The organism is Chitinophaga sp. (assembly GCF_039596135.1).
Lineage (GTDB): Bacteria > Bacteroidota > Bacteroidia > Chitinophagales > Chitinophagaceae > Chitinophaga.
In genome coordinates this window covers 23,577-42,123 of sequence record NZ_JBCNKH010000042.1, presented here as the reverse complement: position 1 = coordinate 42,123, position 18,547 = coordinate 23,577, and the positions used below count along the sequence as shown (strand labels likewise).

General features: G+C 45.7%; 18 protein-coding genes. 6 read left to right on the top strand and 12 right to left on the bottom strand.

Annotated elements, in window-relative coordinates; genetic code table 11:
• Window positions 1-53 precede the first annotated feature (53 nt).
• Window positions 54-269: a YwbE family protein gene (locus tag ABDW16_RS21510; RefSeq protein ID WP_072357996.1), complete on the top strand. Its 216-nt coding sequence runs from the start codon at window positions 54-56 to the stop codon at window positions 267-269.
• 99 nt (window positions 270-368) lie between these two features.
• On the opposite strand, the gene ABDW16_RS21505 is transcribed toward ABDW16_RS21510, so the two are convergent.
• The 8 genes from ABDW16_RS21505 to ABDW16_RS21470 form a co-directional block, all read right to left on the bottom strand.
• The gene (locus ABDW16_RS21505; RefSeq protein ID WP_343672576.1) at window positions 369-1,889 is read right to left on the bottom strand and encodes an alpha-L-arabinofuranosidase C-terminal domain-containing protein; all 1,521 of its coding nucleotides are present in this window, start codon (window positions 1,887-1,889) and stop codon (window positions 369-371) included.
• Between the two features lie 32 nt (window positions 1,890-1,921).
• Complete coding sequence (locus tag ABDW16_RS21500) at window positions 1,922-2,752, bottom strand: universal stress protein (protein WP_343672574.1); 831 nt, start codon at window positions 2,750-2,752, stop codon at window positions 1,922-1,924.
• A gap of 1 nt (window position 2,753) precedes the next feature.
• Window positions 2,754-4,514: a DNA polymerase III gene (locus ABDW16_RS21495; RefSeq protein ID WP_343672572.1), complete on the bottom strand. Its 1,761-nt coding sequence runs from the start codon at window positions 4,512-4,514 to the stop codon at window positions 2,754-2,756.
• A gap of 81 nt (window positions 4,515-4,595) precedes the next feature.
• Window positions 4,596-6,509, bottom strand: coding sequence for an amylo-alpha-1,6-glucosidase (locus ABDW16_RS21490; RefSeq protein ID WP_343672571.1), 1,914 nt, complete (start codon window positions 6,507-6,509; stop codon window positions 4,596-4,598).
• 103 nt (window positions 6,510-6,612) lie between these two features.
• Window positions 6,613-7,659, bottom strand: coding sequence for a class I fructose-bisphosphate aldolase (locus ABDW16_RS21485; protein ID WP_343672570.1), 1,047 nt, complete (start codon window positions 7,657-7,659; stop codon window positions 6,613-6,615).
• Window positions 7,660-7,835: 176 nt separating this feature from the next.
• Complete coding sequence (locus ABDW16_RS21480; RefSeq protein WP_343672569.1) at window positions 7,836-9,113, bottom strand: TlpA disulfide reductase family protein; 1,278 nt, start codon at window positions 9,111-9,113, stop codon at window positions 7,836-7,838.
• Between the two features lie 500 nt (window positions 9,114-9,613).
• Window positions 9,614-10,087: a molybdopterin-dependent oxidoreductase gene (locus ABDW16_RS21475; RefSeq protein WP_343672568.1), complete on the bottom strand. Its 474-nt coding sequence runs from the start codon at window positions 10,085-10,087 to the stop codon at window positions 9,614-9,616.
• 227 nt (window positions 10,088-10,314) lie between these two features.
• Window positions 10,315-10,905: a nucleotidyltransferase family protein gene (locus ABDW16_RS21470; protein ID WP_343672567.1), complete on the bottom strand. Its 591-nt coding sequence runs from the start codon at window positions 10,903-10,905 to the stop codon at window positions 10,315-10,317.
• A 581-nt stretch (window positions 10,906-11,486) separates the two neighbouring features.
• Here ABDW16_RS21470 and ABDW16_RS21465 point away from each other — a divergent pair.
• The 3 genes from ABDW16_RS21465 to ABDW16_RS21455 all read left to right on the top strand — a co-directional run bounded on the left by ABDW16_RS21465 (window position 11,487) and on the right by ABDW16_RS21455 (window position 13,106).
• A complete protein-coding gene (locus tag ABDW16_RS21465) occupies window positions 11,487-11,651 on the top strand; it encodes a hypothetical protein (RefSeq protein WP_343672566.1) in 165 nt (54 codons plus the stop codon).
• 74 nt (window positions 11,652-11,725) lie between these two features.
• Window positions 11,726-12,661 (top strand): hypothetical protein, encoded by a 936-nt coding sequence (locus ABDW16_RS21460; protein WP_343672565.1) that lies wholly within the window; start codon window positions 11,726-11,728, stop codon window positions 12,659-12,661.
• 25 nt (window positions 12,662-12,686) lie between these two features.
• Entirely contained in the window at window positions 12,687-13,106 is a 420-nt protein-coding gene (locus ABDW16_RS21455) for a MauE/DoxX family redox-associated membrane protein (protein WP_343672564.1), read from the top strand.
• 177 nt (window positions 13,107-13,283) lie between these two features.
• Here the strand turns inward: ABDW16_RS21455 and ABDW16_RS21450 are convergent, their stop codons facing one another.
• Window positions 13,284-13,640, bottom strand: coding sequence for a DUF779 domain-containing protein (locus tag ABDW16_RS21450; RefSeq protein ID WP_343672562.1), 357 nt, complete (start codon window positions 13,638-13,640; stop codon window positions 13,284-13,286).
• A gap of 63 nt (window positions 13,641-13,703) precedes the next feature.
• Window positions 13,704-15,236 carry an aldehyde dehydrogenase family protein gene (locus ABDW16_RS21445; protein ID WP_343672561.1) on the bottom strand — a complete coding sequence of 511 codons (1,533 nt, stop codon included), beginning with the start codon at window positions 15,234-15,236 and terminating at the stop codon, window positions 13,704-13,706.
• Window positions 15,237-15,529: 293 nt separating this feature from the next.
• Between ABDW16_RS21445 and ABDW16_RS21440 the strand changes: the two genes are divergently transcribed.
• Window positions 15,530-16,453, top strand: a complete 924-nt coding sequence (locus ABDW16_RS21440; RefSeq protein WP_343672559.1) for an AraC family transcriptional regulator — start codon at window positions 15,530-15,532, stop codon at window positions 16,451-16,453.
• Between the two features lie 118 nt (window positions 16,454-16,571).
• Here the strand turns inward: ABDW16_RS21440 and ABDW16_RS21435 are convergent, their stop codons facing one another.
• Window positions 16,572-17,342 carry a hypothetical protein gene (locus ABDW16_RS21435; protein WP_343672557.1) on the bottom strand — a complete coding sequence of 257 codons (771 nt, stop codon included), beginning with the start codon at window positions 17,340-17,342 and terminating at the stop codon, window positions 16,572-16,574.
• A 22-nt stretch (window positions 17,343-17,364) separates the two neighbouring features.
• Window positions 17,365-17,658 carry a hypothetical protein gene (locus tag ABDW16_RS21430; RefSeq protein WP_343672555.1) on the bottom strand — a complete coding sequence of 98 codons (294 nt, stop codon included), beginning with the start codon at window positions 17,656-17,658 and terminating at the stop codon, window positions 17,365-17,367.
• 103 nt (window positions 17,659-17,761) lie between these two features.
• Here ABDW16_RS21430 and bla point away from each other — a divergent pair, with 103 nt between their 5' ends.
• Window positions 17,762-18,472 (top strand): BlaB/IND/MUS family subclass B1 metallo-beta-lactamase, encoded by a 711-nt coding sequence (gene bla, locus ABDW16_RS21425; protein WP_343672554.1) that lies wholly within the window; start codon window positions 17,762-17,764, stop codon window positions 18,470-18,472.
• Window positions 18,473-18,547 lie beyond the last annotated feature (75 nt).

The window sequence follows — 18,547 nt, the reverse complement described above, 5'->3', positions numbered from 1 at the left end:
GCTTAATGACACGGGGGAATGGAAAATCCGGACAAAGGATTTAATTTTATTTTATGAAATCAGAAGGACAATATAGAAAAGACATTTATCCGGGGTTGGAAGTGGGTATTATTCTCAAGAAAGACCAGCGGAGTGGGAAAATTACTTATGGGATTGTACAGGATTTGCTGACATCGGCGGCTTTTCATTCGAGAGGGATCAAGGTAAGGCTGGAAGATGGACAGGTGGGGAGAGTACAGGTGTTGGATACCGATCCGGATCTGGATTGATATAATTTGATATTAAATTGAATAAACCTTTAACGAAAACACTTTTGCCGACGGCAAAAGTGTTTTCGTTAAAGGTTTTTGCGTAGGCCTGCGGCCAGCTTATAATTTTATTTGCAGGAAGGAAATGCTGTGTGCCGGAGCTATATAATTACCGCCTTTAAAAGTAGTTTCTTTATGTGACACTACATCCTTCTCAAACGTATTCTCCACCTCTATCCCCGGCGCATTCAACACATATACTTTCCAGTTCCCATTCTTATTCAATGCAATATCAATATCCTGCTTAGGGTCCCTGTTCACAACCGCAATCGTTAATACACCGTCATCAATCGTAGCAGAAACATCGAGAGAAGAAATTCCATCATTTACAGGCCCCTCTACCTTCACGCCCACACTCTTTCCCCCACACAATTTCCTATACATCACCATCGGATAATAAATAGTCTGGCAATACACCCTCTCCTTATCCGTCATCACCGGCGCCAGCACATTCACCGTCTGTGCCCAGGTAGCCATACCAATCACATCTGCATGCCTGTGAAAAATATTAAAGAACGTAGCCACACCCAGCGCATGGTTCCAGTTATATTTCACCTCCAGCCCATAATCACCCGTACCACCAGATTCCCATATCCCCCACTCATCCAGTGCTATCTTTACTGGCTTTTGCCTGCCCGGAAACCGGTACCACTTATTAAAGTTCTCTACCTTTTCCGGCGCAATTTCTTTGATCAGCTTCGCTGTCTCCGCAATCCTTTTCTCCATCGAAGCAATAGAAGCAAACAACGTAGCCGGCCTGCCCGGCTGTGTACCGGCATACAGGTGCAGTGATATATAATCGCAGATAGGATGCATCTCCTGCAGGACCTTCCTGTTCCATTCATCATTGTCCCCCACCAGTACCAAACTGATCTCCGGGTCCTGCAATTTCATCAACTTTGCGAAGTACCAGGCCTTTTTAATATAGTCGTCAGGGTTTTGTAACAACCCTGCATCCTCTTTGGCTGCTTCTTCATTTCCAAGCCCCCAGTATTTAACCTTATAGGGTGCTGCATGTCCATTCGTTTTACGTAGGGTGGCAAAGTAGCTGTTGCCATTAGCATTGCAATACTCCACCCAGTCTGACGCCTCCTCTGCTGTACCGGTATTCATATTTACCGTGAGGAATGGTGCTGCGCCTATTTCAGCGCTATATTGCATAAATTCGTCCGTACCAAAATGATTGCTGTCTTCCCCGCCCCATATCAGGTTGCGCCTCACAGGCCGCTTATCTACGGGTCCGATCCCGTCTTTCCAGTGATAAATCTTTGTCACCGTACCACCGGGATAGCGCATCAGGGGGGCTTTGAGTGGCTTCACTTTTTCCAGTACATCTTTGCGAAAACTGTTGTTGGATTCATCAAAGATACCTCCATAAATAGCCCTGCCCAGGTGCTCTATAAACTGTCCGTATATTTCCGGGGCCACTATGCCCCTGATCTCATTCACATCCACGCTGATACTCGCCTTCTCTTTGGCAAACAAGCCTTTCACGGGTGCCGGAATCATTAACCCGGCCACTAATCCACTGCCTGATTTGAGAAAACGCCTGCGGGAAAAACGGGTGACATCATTATTCATTTCACTAAAATAATAATGCTTTTCGTATTTTCTTAATGGTGTGTAATAAATAACGGGAATGACAGGCGTTGAATCAGCTTATCTGCCTTGCTTTCCTGGAAGAAACGGGAAAGGATACTCCTGCCATAAGCACCCATCACTACCAGTGTATTCTTTTTAGGCGCCAGGTAATGGAATAATTCTTCTGCCGGTTTACCATTGACAATTACAAACTCTGTATAGCTATAATGCCTGCTCAACCAGTCGGACACCTGCAGCTGTTCATTCTCTTCAATGGCTTGTCCGCTGTTTACTTCCAGCACCGTCGCTTTCACTTCATCCAGTTCCGGCAGCAGGTACACCAGCTGCTTCATGGCAAAGAAAGATTCTTCACTACCGTCATAGCAGAATACAATCTCTTCGATAGGTGTAGGTTTGTAAGGGGTGATCAGCACAGGACATTCGGCACCGGCCAGCAATATTCTCAGCATATTGTCAGGCAGGCCTTCCCTGGACTGATCTGTATTGAACACACTGTCTGTTACGATCAGGTCTACAAAGCGGCTTTCTGACAGTACTTCTTTTAAAGTAACCCGTTGATTAGAATACATAGTGGCATTGATCCCTTTCTTGCGGCAGGTTTCCTTGAACAGGCCAATCTGTTGTTCCATTCTCTCATGGGTGCGTTCCGGCAGGTCTTCGGCCAGTATGGATTCTACATAGGTAAAACCATACATCTGTTTCAGTGCAGAAGTCGTTTCACTGATCTTATCACACAGGAATACCCCAACCAGTCTGGCCCTGGTAATACCTGACAGATAACAGCCAAAAGCAATGGTGTTTGCGATGTTTGGACCGTTCAGCACCAATAAAATCGTTTTCATATCACACGTGTTTTATATTTGTGAGCGATAATGCATTTTCACGGGATAGCTTGAATTCTTCGATAGCATCCCAATGCATGGTATTCAGAATATTTTCGCATTTGCACCAGCCTCTCCTGGCCAGTGTAACCCCCAGCTGCATATAGTCCACCTGGCGCATAATAGCGGCACAACTGCCTATAGCCAGGTATACTTTTTTCTCTACTGCCCGCCGCACCCATTCATCACGCAGGTCCATCCGGCAGGGCTGCGCATTTATTTCCAGCGCGGTGCTGGTGGCAGCCGCTTTTTCAAACAGCAGTTCCCAGTTCACGGTAGAAGGTTTCTTCTTACCAATGATCCTGTTAGATGGATTGCCGATGCAGTGGATAAATGGATGCTCACAGGCGGTGAGCAGGCGCTGGGTGATTTCTTTGTCGGTATCTTTCAGTACGATACCGGTCACCCAGTCAAATTGTTGCAACAGGGAAGCGGGCAGCGCAGGCGTTCCATCCTGCAAAATTTCTACGGTGAGACCTTTCTTCAGGAAGGGAAATCCTATCTGTTCATTAATGCGGTCTATATTGCTGATCCATGCAGCTAATCCTTTCTTATCCTGTGTATCGCCGTGTGCAGCCGCTACAATGTATTCATAATGTGGAAAGGCATTCATGACGTAGTGGGCAGTGGTCGCAATGCTGTCGTGCAGGTGCTCATCCACATGCATGCGCAGGTCGCCTTTCACCTGGTGATGTGCCAGCAGGTTTGGCAACATAAAACGTGCAGCCCGGCGAATTTCTTTGCCGCTCTCCCGCAGTTCCGCAGGAATAAAGGCAATGTCCAGGTGCTGGTAAATACTTTCTTCGCTGGCCCCGGCTATATGGTTCCCCATGGTGTCAAACAGCCCTTCGGGTGAAAGCGTAAAACCTTTTTGTTCTGCCAGATCACTCAGGTGGAGCAGGTGCTCGCGACTACCTGTATAATACAGCCAGCTTGCCCCAAAGGCTGTAGCACCGGCCATCCTGATGTCTAGTTGTGTATGATTGTAGAGTACTACACAGATTCTGTTTCTGCCATATAGTACTACGTTTTCAACGTGTGGCAACTGCACAATCTGCGCCGTTACCTGTTCGCGGTCGGGTTCTTCCACCTGCAATACCATGTCCAGATCGCCGATCGTTTCACAACCACGGCGCAGGCTACCGGCTATTTCAGCATGTGCCACCCCTTTGACGAGGCGCAGTACACGCAGTATTTCATTGCCCTGCAGCATAGCATCCCAAAGCAGTAAACGATTGGTGGAATTTTTATGTAATTTGAAACTACGTTTGAGCAGATCGAGTTTGGCAGGACTGATTTCTCCTACATCATCCAGCCGGCCATATTGCAGTGCGGTGATGAGTTGGTCCCTGTTCTGAATCCCGCAGGTTTCATGCAGTAATTTTACAATAGAAGGTCCGAAACCCTTTATTTCCAGGAGGTCCAGCAGCTCCAGGGGAACTTTATTTTTAAAGCGCTGGTAGTGTTGAATACAACCAGCTTCCAGGTATTCTGTAATTTCACCCCTGATCACATCTGTCAGGCCAGTCACTTCCCGGAGGCGGGTTCTGAACACTTCAATATCTACAGGCAGTCTGCGCAGGCAGGTAGCCGCGCGGTCATAAGCCTGTACCTGATCGTAATGGTCCTTACCCATATACCTGTAACAGGCAGCTATGTGGTGGAAGATATCCGCAATTGCGACATTATTTGGTGGCGAAGGCTGATAAACATCGGTGTACATAACAAGGAGGGTTTATACACAAAGGTTCGCATATAAACACCGCCCGGCAATGAGTACGGTCAAAGGTAAAAATGATAGTTGTCAGGAAGCGGAAAGCAGCCTTTCAAAACGGATAAATTCCGCCACACTCCATGCCTGGGCCACAGTACCTCCCGCTGCATGCGGGGCATCGCCCTGGTACACTTCGGAAATGGAGTACAGGCAACACTCTTCGAGTGCAGTTTCTACGTTGTTAAATAATTCCTGTAATGCGGGTTTGCCGGCCGCCCCTTCTGTTTTTAAAACGGCAGCGGCATAGTGCCCCAGCAGCCAGGGCCAGACAGTTCCCTGGTGATAGGCGTGGTCACGCTCCAGCTGGCTGCCACCATAATGCCCGACATAATTGGGATCCTGGGGAGCCAGGGTACGCAATCCTCTCGGGGTTAATAAATCTCTTTTTACAATAGCGACTACGGCTTGCTGTTGCGCCTCATCCAAAGGTGAATAGGGTAAGGCTACAGCAAAGATCTGATTGGGTCTTACAGACCAGTCAGCTACATTTTCATGTACTACATCTGCCAGGTACCGGCGGCTATCATCCCAAAAGCAGTTTACAAAACCAGTTGCAATCAGTGCAGGGAATCCACTCCATTCTTCTACAAAGGTACTATCGCCTGCATCCCGGGCGGCATTCACACAAAAGCAAACGGCATTGTACCAGAGGGCGTTGACTTCAACAGGTTTTCCGGGTCTTGGGGTAATGGGGGTATTAGTCATCACGGCATCCATCCATGTCAGCGCTTTGCCGGGATAAGCTGCACTGATCAGGCCATCTGGTTCCATGTGAATGTTGAATGCCGTACCATACCGGTAATGGTACAGGATATCTTTGAGCATATCGCCGTATAGGTTCCATACGGCAGCGGCGCCAATCTCGTGAATGGCATACTGCTGTATGGCCCATACGAACCACATAGCGGCATCGACGGTGGCATACTTGCTATCATCCCGCAGGTTGCCTGTGTTGGGCAATAAGCCGTCTTTTAAGAGCACGCGCAGCAGGGACAGGATACTTGTAAAGGCGGGGGCATTTCCGGCCAGGAATGTCAGCCCGGGCAGCGAAATACAGGTGTCTCTGCCCCAGCTGCCAAACCAGTAATAACCTGCTTTGATGCTTAAGCCTCCTGGTGTATGAATGATAAACTGTGAGGCAGCGTGCAACAGGTATTCTTTCGTAGTTTGTGGTACGGGTTTCGGCTCCCTGCATACCAGTTGCTGGCGCTCGGTGATGGCACCGGAGAAAATTACGGATTGGCCAGGTTGTAAGGTAACTTCAAAATAACCGGGGCCATACAGGTCTTCCTGGTATTCGTATCCGCGTTCCCGTTCTATGGGGTATTCTATATTGTAGTACCAGTAGCCGGCTTCTTTGAATACGGCATCACCGGTCATTTGCAAAAAGAGGGATGAATATTGGGGATAGAGCTGTATGCGGATGCCGTTATTTACATAGTGCACGGTTTTATCTGCCTGTTCATTGGCCCTGCGTATCCAGTGCATGTTTCTGAAAGCCAGTAAAGGGTGCAGGCGTAAAATAACGGGGTTGTTTCCTTTGGTAAGGGTATACCTGATGGTAAGACTTCCTTCATCATCCATTTGTAACTCTTTCGATAGTTCGGCATTACCGCATTCATAGGTCCAGCGGGGTACCGGCAATGGTGTGAAGGATGTCATATACCGGGGGCCGTCAGGTGCATACACGTTGGGGTATTTATGAATACCCAGGTCAAAAGAGGTGTCACCGTCAATGATGGTTTCATCCAGGCTTGCCAGCAGTATGTGATGGTCTTCATCCAGCTGCGGCTGGAGGGTAACTACCAGTCCGTGGTATTTGCGGGTATTACAACCTGAAATGGTGCCAGCTGCATAGTTTCCTTTGGGGGATACTGTGAGAAATTCCTTGCTGTTGGAAAAAGCCAGATCGGTTAGTGAAGAACGGTCGTAAATCGTACGCATGGTTTCGGTTTGTAAAAACAGGTAGTTGAGATGGATGTGTTTAGGTATGTTTCCTGATAAGTCAGGCGATCGTGATTGACTTGTCTGGGTACTTCCCGGTAAGTCAGGCGATCGTGATCGTCTCATCCAGGTATACATCCTGTACGTTCCGGATTAACTCCACTCCCTCTGCAAAGGGCCGTTGAAAAGCTTTCCGTCCCATAATCAGTCCCGTACCTCCTGCACGTTTATTAATAACAGCCGTCTTAATCGCTTCTGCTATATCAGACTCACCGGCAGATCCACCACCAGAATTAATCAACCCAATTTTGCCCATATAGCAGTTAGCCACCTGGAACCGGCACAGATCTATCGGGTGCGCTGTTGTCAGCGCATTATACATATCCTCGTTGTATACACCGAACTTCAGGTCTCTGAACCCATAGTTGGTATCCGGTAACTTTTGTTTGATAATATCTGCCTGAATAGTAACACCAATATGATTCGCCTGACCAGTGAGGTCAGCGGCGGTATGATAATCTCTTTCCGGGGTTTTAAATGCAGCATTCCGGGTATAACACCAAAGAATGGTGGCCATACCCAAAGCATGTGCTTCCTCAAACGCGGCAGCAATTTCCTCAATCTGCCGGTCACCCTGTTCAGAACCGAAGTAGATAGTGGCGCCTACAGCTGCCGCTCCCATATTCCAGGCTTCCCGTACACCTCCGAAAAGGATCTGATCGTACTTGGTGGGATAGGTCAACAGCTCATTGTGATTCAGCTTCACGATGTAAGGGATCTTGTGGGCGTACTTACGTGCATGCAGGCCCAGTGCGCCGATGGTAGAAGCCACGGCATTACACCCTGCTTCCAGCGCCAGTTTCACAATATTCTCCGGATCAAAGTAAATGGGATTCTTATAAAACGAATAGGCTGCTGTATGCTCGATGCCCTGGTCTACGGGGAGTATGCTTACATATCCCGTATTGGCCAATCGGCCATGGCCATAAATCCGGGCCAGGCTATTGAGCACGGGGGCAGGCCGGTTGCTTTCAATAAAAATCTGCTGCCAGTTGCCGGGGTGGACAATATCCTGCGCAGTGATTTTTCCGCAGATGTGGTCTAGCAGGGAGGCGGCATCTGCACCCAGGTATTTGGAAATAGTTAACATGGAGTAGTTGATTTATAATTGTCGGAAATGCACAATTACCATGCCCACGGTATTAAAACTGTAAGATGTACAAATGCAACGATACAATGTTCACCATTTGTCAATATTAACAAAAATAAAAGACCGTCTCAAAACTGAGACGGTCCTCCTTTACAATCAAACTACTTATTCAAATCTTATAGTACGCTTTGCATTCCCTTTTCTGCCATACCAATCATCTGTACAATTTCTTCTGCTTCTACATCATCATCCTCATCCAGGTCGCTCAGTGAGAATCGAATATTACCCTTACCATCGATAATAAATTTGGAAGGCAGACCATTTACTTCAAACAGTTTTGCCACGCGGCTATCAGTAGTACTTCTCAGGTCCATCAGGGCTCTGAAAGGATAGTTATTTTCCATCATGTACTTAGCAGCTTCAGAAGTTGCCTTTTTAGGATCTTTTTCTGTTTCGAAGCTATGAACGAACAGGAATACAACGCTGGTATCGTGTCTGAACTTGTTGAACACTTTCTGCATTACAGGGAAGGATTTCTTACAAGGCGTACACCAGGTAGACCAGAAGTCCAGCATCACTACTTTACCTTTGAAACTATTCAGAGATACTTCACGACCTTTTACATCGGTGAGCACGAAATCAGGAGCAGGTCTTTCCATCAGCTTGGAAGCGATAGACTCCTTCATGCGGCGCTTAGCCACAGTGCTGGTAGAATCTACGAACATCGCATAGTCACCTTCGTTACCATACAGGTCCAGGTAGATTTCCTTTGCCTGTTCTCTCAGTGCTACGGTGCTGGAAGATTTCAGCATAGCATGCTTGATCAGCTCGAAAGCTTCAGCTTTCTTACCCAGGCCGGAGAGGGCAATGATATAAGGTTCCTGTACACGGCTGAAGGAACTGGGATCATGCTGCTCATACAGCGGTTTTACCAGTTCGAGCGCTTCCCTGTACGAACCTTTTTTGTTCAGCACCTTAGCTTTTGCAATAGTATAATTGGTATAGTTAGCAATAAATTCAGGGGTAAACGCCTGTGAATCACCTTGTTTCTGAATGAACTCCATAGTGTCGATGTTCGGCTTCAAAAGCGCCAGGGCATCGTCGTACATACCTGCATCAGCCAGTTTCACAGCAGCACCTGTAGTTGCTGCATTCTTGTAGCCTTTGGAGGTCATGGACTTAATCATTTCCTTCACTTTCGCAGGCTGTTGTGCTTCTGCCATGCTCATAGTAATAGAATATCTGGCCTGATCATACAAAGCTGTATTCAAACCGGTATCGCTATTAGGATAGTCAGCACGTACCTTGTTAAATGCAGAAATCTTTTTTGATAAATAGGTTTCTTCCAGTACACCACTGCTCAATTTTTCGCCAATCGGATTGTTCAACAGAGACTGCGCATTTACCTGGAAAAACGCAGCACCAAGAAGGCCCATCAGGAATAAAACTTTCATCTTCATGAGTTTTTATCTGTTTAAATTAACATTCAATTTTTCCAGGCAATAAATTGCCGGGCCCCTTTTTAACGAGGCTATCGTTAGTTAATCAGTAAACGTGTTTGATTATAATATAATAACAGGGGTAGATCGCCGCCTGTTACTTTTCCATCAGTCTCCACATTTCGTTCATTCAGAAAAGCGACGCAAAGTTACAACCTCTTCCATTCAAAACAAGCAAAATAGTACTACTTCTTGTCCCCAAAATCATTGTTAACAAGCTAACTATCTATTAAATATTAACCCAAATAGTTACTTTTCAATATATTATATTATTTGCATTAGCAACCACTAATATTAAAAATTAACAAATATTAACAGATTTTTAGTTATTCGATTTAGCAAATATGAGAGGATAGTATCAGGGTAGGGAATAATAGTATCTAAACCACCCACCTTTGGGGGATGGGCGGTTGAAAAAGGTATATTCAGGTAATAAGTGATTGGTAATCCAGTTATTATTTTGCAAAACCCACATTTAGGGTGGTTACTCTGTAGCAACTTCTTGCTGGTTTTTTTTCACCGGGTACGACGATGCGCCAGGGGCCTTTGTCGACGGGCAGGGGTTGGCCGTCACTTTCGTCGGCGAGGATGACTACCCGGTCAGTAAAGGCAGCATCCAGTTCTGCCAGGGAGAATACGACTGCGTATCCGTCTGCGCAGGTAACTAATAAGTATTTGGAAAGGTTTTCGCCCCGCAGCTGGGGGCCGGTGGTCACGCCAGCCTGGGTCAGGATTTCGGTTATGGGCACGCCTTTGTAGGTGTGATCCTTGCCTTCTTTGTCTTTGGCGGTGACGGTGGTTCTGTTCATCTTTGCAAGGTCGTCTTTGGTGAGGTTTAGTTTTTTGGTGACTTCACCGGTGACCTGGATGGTTTGGGCGTTTAGGTGTTGGAGGCAAAAGAATGCAAAGAGGAAACAAATGGTTCTCATGTTTATCTATCGTTTTAATAATTGCTGGTAGTCGTTTGCCAGATCGATAGGTTGTATACCCAAAGGGAATGTTACTTTAGCTATCGTTTTAATAATTGCCGGTAGTCATTTGTCTGATCGATAGGCTGTGTACCCAAAGGAACGTTACTTTAGCTATCCATTTTAATAATTGCCGGTAGTCATTTGCCTGATCGATAGGCTGTATACCCAAAGGAACGTTACTTTAGCTATCGTTTTAATAATTGCCGGTAGTCATCCGCTGTATCGATATCCAATGCTCCCAAAGGGAATGACACGATGGCAATATCCCCCGTTGAATGCCGTAAAATCTGTTTGACACCTTCCGGACCTTGCAGTTCCTTTAAAGCCGGAAAATAAGAACTGCCAAATAGAACGGGCGTACCAATCGTATTTTCATAACTGGCCCCCACAATCCCCTTCCCTGTCACTTTCTGGTGTTGAATTAACTTTTTGAGCAAACTGGCATTTACAAAAGGCTGGTCACAAACCATGATAATAATACTGGAGAGTTCCGGATGCAACAGTTGCAGTTCTGACACGCCGATACCGATAGAACTACCCATACCTTCCTCCCAATGATCATTCTCCACAACTTCGATGGGGAGCTCACGCAGGGCTTCTTCCACAAGGTCCGCATTAGCCCCGGTCACAACCATTACCGGTGCATCCACTGCTGCTATCGCCTCCTCACCCATGTGCCGGATCAGGCTCCTGCCCTGGTAGCGCAGGAGTTGCTTTGGCTCTCCCAGGCGGGATGAATTTCCCGCACCCAGTATCAATACACCATAAGTATTCATGACTTAAAGATTTTTTAAGTGACAGGGGGAAAGGACCACACAATTTAAGGAAAAAAAACAGGAGACCATAATCACCTCAAAAGGGTTACAGCCTGCTGGCAAGCTGAAGGCTGATAGTCCAAATGCTGCGTATGATCTCCTAGAAAGTTTATGAAAAACGCTATGTACTATAGTTAATGCATAGCACATGCCAATTAAGACAACTAATTAATATTCAGTAATTTATCTAGTGCTCTGTCTGCTCAATAATTCCAGATTCAGGAAATTCTGTGTAAATAATGGAACGGGGATCCGGCTCAAATGCCCGCTCAGTCTGGTGAGTAGCTGATTTACTCTATTAAATATAACGCGTTTCGAGCAAAAACATTTTTGATTCACGTAAAAAATAATACTCACAAAAAATATTGTTACTCTCAAAAAACTTTATTAGCTTCAATATACTGTAAACGCACTGTGAGCCCTGTCATCAAAGTCAAAACCCTATAATCTTTTATACATAACCCTTTCATCAAAATGTCAACCAGAGAAGACCTGTAATTTTTCATTTCTCATACCAATTATCAAAACCCAAAACGAAAACGATGAAAAAGTTAGCGTTCCTTCTATTAGTGCTTGCTGCAGGCACCACCATCGCTGTTGCCGTAAAGGCCGGCCAGTCTAAAAGAGTAGCATACTGCCATTGTGAACCTGACCTGACCTGTAACTCTACCGGTGCATGGGGTATCAAAACCCAGATCTGCCCCTGATCTACGTTTCACACTCATCTATGCTGTTGTTAAGAGGGTGTAATCAGCACCCTCTTACTACTTATCCTATTTTTATGAAAAAAAATCTCTGGATACTATCTGCACTCTTTTGCAGTGCGTTTATCATCATGTACATACTGGTCCGCGGTGCCGAACCGGATAGAATTGTTTCGGATGTGAGCCGGGTGTATGATCATTACCAGTTGAAAACACTGGATACAATTGTGTTTCCTGGCAGAGTGAGTATTATGCGGGCTGCGGGTGATAACATATACGGGTATGTATATAGTCAAAAAGCAATCTTTCGGTATAATACGTTACAGCATCAGCTGGATACGTTTTTTAATGACGGGATAAAAGCATTACCTATTGTTACAAGGATAGAGATCTCTGATGATAGCAAAGCCTTCTATTTGTTTGATGAAACGCAGGAGCATATTACAGTTTACCAACCGTCTGTTAAGAAACTTGACAGTTTGAGGATTGGGGGATTTTTAACAAGACACGGTACTCAACTCCATTTTAAAGATAGTACTATCCAGGAATTCACGCACTTTGAAGATGGAGGGTTATCTGCTGATGGGTTCTTTGTAAATGATGCCCGGTACCAGTTTTACATTCCATTTTATAATTCGGGTATTGTAAAATATGATGTATCAAAAAACGCTGTTTTCTCTTTTCAAACCATCGACCAGTCACCACCTATCAATATTGCCGTTCCTACTGGTAATATCTATGCCCGCTCGCCAAAAGCGATCATCATCAACTCTACTGCTACTGCAGATGCCAACCATCTCTACGTGCTCTCTTATGTGCTCTCCCAGGATGCTATCCAAAGTGGCTATAGAGGGCCTGCTGTAGATGTTTATAATATCAACAACGGAAAATATGCCGGCAGCTTCCGCCTGCCCGGATTCCAAAATAAACCGGTATTGCAATTAGCCAAATGCGGAGATACACTTATCGCCGCTTATGAGAGAAACATCTTACGCTTTAAATTGTCTGATTGATGAAAGAAAATGAAAGAAACGAATTATGAAAAAAGAATACCCAATATTTGCCATCGTAGGTCTCCTTGGCTTGCTCTTCATGTACGCCGCTGTTGTAAAAGCAATGGACTATAACCTCTTCCTCGCCGATATGAGCAAGTCTCCCCTATTAGTGAAATATGATAAACAATTACTAGGTCCAGCTGTACTGGGTGTAGAATTTCTCATCGTAGCCTTACTCAGTTTTACCACCACCCGCAAATCCGGCCTGTTCCTCTCTTTCTTCGTCATGCTACTGTTTACCCTGTACCTGGGTACGCTGTACTTCTTCTATACAAACATCCCCTGCTCCTGTGGAGGTATCTTAGGTAAAATGTCTTACCCGACTCATATCGCATTTAATGCCGGGTTCACCCTATTAGCAGCCACCGGCGTAATGTTGTATAAAACGAACAATGCAAAATGAAATCAGTTGGTCGGTACCTTTATCTCTTACTTTGTAATACCCATGACCGGATGGGAAACGAAATCCTACTCTCCCAATAAGAAATGAAATCAATTGGCCAGCGCCTTTATTTCCTCCTCTGTAAATACCCATAACCGGATGGGAAACGAAATCCAGCTCTCCCAACCAGCAATGAAATCAGTTCGCCAGCGCCTTTATTTCCTCCTCTGTAAATACCCGCGACCGGATATGAAACCTAACCCCCAATGGTATCTCCAACGAAAAACTACTCCCCCTTCCCGGAATGACATCCAGTGTCAACTGCGTATGTTTCCAGTATCCAAACTGGTCCGCACTCATATAAAAATTACAACCTGCTACCTTGCCCAATAATACATCTGATTGCCCTACCTTAAACTCTCCATCCGGAAAGCACATAGGCTGGGAGCCATCGCAGCATCCCCCGCTCAGGTGAAACATCAAAGGGCCATGTTGTGCCCTGAGCCTTTCAATCAGTTCTATCGCGGCCGGCGAGGCTAAAATCCTTGCTATCATAACGATAAAAATTTGAGGCTGCTACCCTAATGGGCAGCAGCCCTCCTGTCCACATGATCCCATTTAGAAAAATCCTAGCTTTTGCTTGCTATAAGATATGAGCATATTTTTGGTCTGACGGTAGTGATTCAGCATCATCTTATGCGTTTCACGACCAAAACCAGACTTCTTGTAACCTCCGAACGGTGCATGTGCCGGATAAGCATGGTAACAGTTTACCCAAACACGACCCGCCTGTATGGCTCTTGGCACCTGGTACAGCTCATGTGCATCACGGGTCCATACACCCGCTCCTAATCCGTATAATGAATCATTGGCGATCGCAATCGCCTCTTCTGTTGTTTTGAAAGTCGTCACACAACTTACCGGTCCGAAAATTTCTTCCTGGAATACCCGCATTTTATTAGTACCTCTCAGCAAAGTAGGCTGTATGTAATACCCGTTTTCCAAACCACTGTTCTGTTTAAAAACATCGCCACCTACCAGCACTTCCGCTCCTTCCTTTTTGCCAATATCCAGGTAGCTCAGTATCTTCTGATACTGGTCTTCACTGGCCTGGGCGCCCATCATAACAGTCGGATCCAGCGGATTACCCATCTTAATTGCCCTGGTACGTTCTACCACTCTTTTGATAAAGGCATCATAGATATGCTCGTGCACCAGAATGCGGCTGGGGCAGGTACATACTTCACCCTGGTTCAGTGCAAACATCACCGCACCTTCAACAGCTTTATCCAGGAACTCATCATCTGCATCCATCACACTTTCAAAGAAGATGTTCGGACTCTTGCCACCCAGTTCCATCGTCACAGGAATCAGGTTTTCTGAAGCATATTGCATGATCAGGCGTCCGGTGGTGGTTTCCCCTGTAAAGGCCACCTTGTTTATTTTTGGAGAAGAGGCCAGCGGTTTACCTGCTTCTACCCCAAAACCGGTCACGACATTCAATACTCCTTTTGGCAGCACATGTCCGATCAATTCCATCAGGACCATGATGCTGGTAGGTGTCTGTTCTGCTGGTTTTACCACTACACAGCAACCTGCAGCCAATGCGGGGGCTATTTTCCAGGCAGCCATCAGGAGTGGGAAATTCCAGGGGATGATTTGCCCTACTACACCGATTGGTTCATGCAGGTTGAGACTTACAGTTGTGTCATCATGTTCACTGACGGTACCTTCTTCACTCCTGATTACACCGGCAAAGTAGCGGAAATGATCCACTACCAGTGGCAGATCAGCAGCTTTGGTTTCACGGATGGGTTTACCATTGTCGATAGTTTCTACGATGGCCAGGTAGTCGAGATTGTCTTCAACGATCTGGGCGATCTTAAGCAATAAATTACTGCGATAGGCTGCGGCAGTTTTGCCCCAGGTTTCAAATGCTTTATGTGCTGCGTCGATAGCTTTGTCAATATCCTGGGCATTGCCACGGGCTGCCTGGGTAAAGGGCTTGCCATCTATCGGAGAAATATTGTCGAAGTATTCTCCGCCCGACGGTGCGACCCATTCACCATTGATAAAATGATCGTATTTCGATTTAAAGGTTGGGCGTTCTGCCACGTTTGGTGTGGGAGCCACGGCGACTGTGTTGCTCATACGGTGGAATTTATTTCGTGAATTAATATTGCTAATATCAGGTATGTGAAACTCAGATAAGAAGATTTTTGTACTTATTTATAGCACGATCGTACCTTAAATTTACTGATGAAGACGAAATTGCTGCCTTCAGGCGGGAAAGACATAACTGCTGAAATCGAAATTGCTGCATTTGGATAGAAAAACATAACTGCTGAAACCGAAATTGCTCATCCCCCCAAAAACAGGTTTAACAAATTCTTCCGGAAAATAAATCTTATCTTACTTATAGTAATAACAAAAATGATTTTGTCATGCAGGTTAAAAATCATTTAAACCACGTTGCACTTTCCTCGTCGCGCGAGCTCCAGACTTTGATAGAAAACAGAAGGATCTTTAATCTCAAAAATTGTGAGCTAAACATCTTCGAAAGCTATGAGCAGGCTCAACACGTGCCCCTCACCTTCCACGACCTCGTCATCACCTCTATGGTACGCGGTCATAAAGTGATGCACCTCATGGACCGGCCCTCGTTCCACTACCTACCCGGCGAAACCGTGATCGTACCTCCTAACGAGACCATGATCATCGACTTTCCGGAAGCCAGCCTGGACAATCCTACACAATGCATTGCCCTCGCCGTAGACGATGCCTACCTCAAAGATACCATCGAATACCTTCACTCCTATTACAACATAGGTGAAGATAAGACCCACTGGGAACTCACCTTCAACAAATACCACTTCGAAAACGACGACGACATCACTGCCCTTATCAATAAGCTTATCAACGTATGCAGCAGCGGTGATAAAGCCAAAAATATCTACGCAGACCTGCACCTGAAAGAACTGCTGATTCGTCTTATTCAAAGCCAGCACCTGGAACAGGCCCATGCCTCGATACATAGCTCGAACAACCAGAACCGGCTGCAATACGTACTACACTATATACAGGAACACCTTACAGAAAAAATCGCCGTAGACGCCCTTAGCCGCAAAGCCTACCTGAGCCGTAATCTCTTCTTTAAATGGTTCCGCGAACAATTCGGTATTACGCCTTTGGAATATATTAACAGGGAAAGAGTAAAACTTGCGAAACAATTACTGTCGCAGCCCTCGCAAAATGTAAATACTGTGAGTAAACAATGTGGATTCAGTGATGTGAATTATTTTGTAAGGGTATTCAAACAGATAGAAGGTATTACTCCAAAAGCTTATCAATCCTGTATTATTATTTAATACTAATTGCCAACCAAACAGGTAAAGCTATCACTTCAAAAGCTTATCAAGCCTGTATTATTATTTACTATCAAACAGGTAAAGGCCATCACTCCAAATGCCTATCAAGCCTGCATCATTATTTAATACAAATAGCCGTTTCAACTCCTACAGGAAAAATCGTAGCCAGTTGTGCATATATATCCTTTACTTTTGCATCTGTCAACTGCCGGCTAATATCTGCCAGCCGGGGTACATTAAACCCATTTTCCTTTAATACCCGGTTAATCTCCTGCAGACTCCACCCTTTCGCCCCCGCACACTTCCCCGTAATTTCCAGCGCCAACGTATGTTGTAATAAACGACAGGCAATATCACTAACCATCTCTGTTTCATAAATATTCAATGAATCAGGATCCAGCCCATTATACAAGGCAAAAATCCGGATGGCATCATCGATACTCACTTCCTGCAACTCATACGGAATTGTTTCTACTATCCGCTCCCGTGAAGTCACTATCACCGTCCATTTATGTTCAGTAAGGTAAGCCAGTTGTACAGGATCAGCAGGTGCATTGTCCATACACAGCAACTTATCACCTCCCATATTTGCCAGCTTTACCAACACATCATGTACACTGGCCAATTGCCACTTATCCATCAGCGCCCTAAAATCATTTTCCAGCCACAACGCATGCTGATAATGCAGCTGCCCCATAATATTGTGCCGCCGGATGGCTGCATTGAAAAACTGCTTCAATAAAGCCGTTTTACCGATACCCGTCACACCGCTGATACATACTACCCGATTCGCAACACCCGCAAAGGTATTGATCGCATCCAGGTCAGTTCTCCTTCCTTCAAACAGGGTTTCGATAGGAGCAGCAGTTAATAGAGAAGGTAACGACATCTTGTGCTGTTAGATAAGAAAATTATATTTTGCCATCCTGTGGCATCACAATACCATTGTGCGACATCCGCATCAGGCCGGCTAACTGCTGAATCAACGCAGGCTGCGCTGTTAACAAGGCCACTAATTCCTGTTCTGCATCTTGCAGTAAGGCAGGATCTGTCGGAGATTTACGAAGCGCGGCTATAATCGTTGCAGATAATCTGCTGCTAATCCATCTTGACAAAGGAGTTTCCATTGCGCCACCTGTATTCAGATTAGCACTAAGTGCACTAACGGCACCGGCAGCGAGTTCTGAGATAGCTTGTTTATCCATGACAAACGAATTAATGATACTACAGATGTTAAAAGTAGACTATCTATTCTCACAAACGAGTTAATGAGACGTTAACAAACAAATAAACTACATTTGCAGTCCCATGAAAAGATTCATCCTCATCATTATCTCCCTGTTGCCGTGCTGTGCGTTCGCACAAAAAGGCCTTACCATCCAACACCTCAGCGGTAACCTGTATACTTACGTCACCTGGCATGAAAACGACGGTGAACAGTACCCGGCTACCGGTATGTACCTGGTAACAGGCAAAGGCGCGGTCATTATCGATACTCCCTGGGATACAACCCAGATCAGACCGCTGAATGACAGTATTCTACTCAGGCATCACCAGCCGGTATTGATGGTGATTGCCACCCATCATCATGGCGACCGGGCCGGAGGATTTGATGTGTACAAAAGGATGGGGATTAAAACGTACTCTACTCAATTGACATACGAACTCTGTGAGGAATATAAAGAGCCGAAAGCAGCCTATACTTTCAGGAAGGATACGACTTTCAATATCGGGGGATATAAATTCCAGGCCTTTTACCCCGGGAAAGGGCATACCAAAGACAATATTGTGATCTGGTTTGGACGTGACAAAGTACTCTTTGGCGGATGTTTTGTAAAAAGCCTGGAAACAGAGGAAATAGGGTATATTAAAGAAGCCAGCCTGGCAGACTGGCCGGCGAGTATCGAACGGGTGAAAAAGGCATTTCCGGATGCCCGGTATGTTATTCCCGGGCACCTGGGTGGTACGAACCCTGCAGCATTAGATCATACCAGTGAGCTGGCAAAGCATGCCCATTGAATTAGGATCATGCCAGTGAACTGACCAAACATGCCCGCTCAATCAGGATCATACCAGTGAACTGGCAAAGCATGC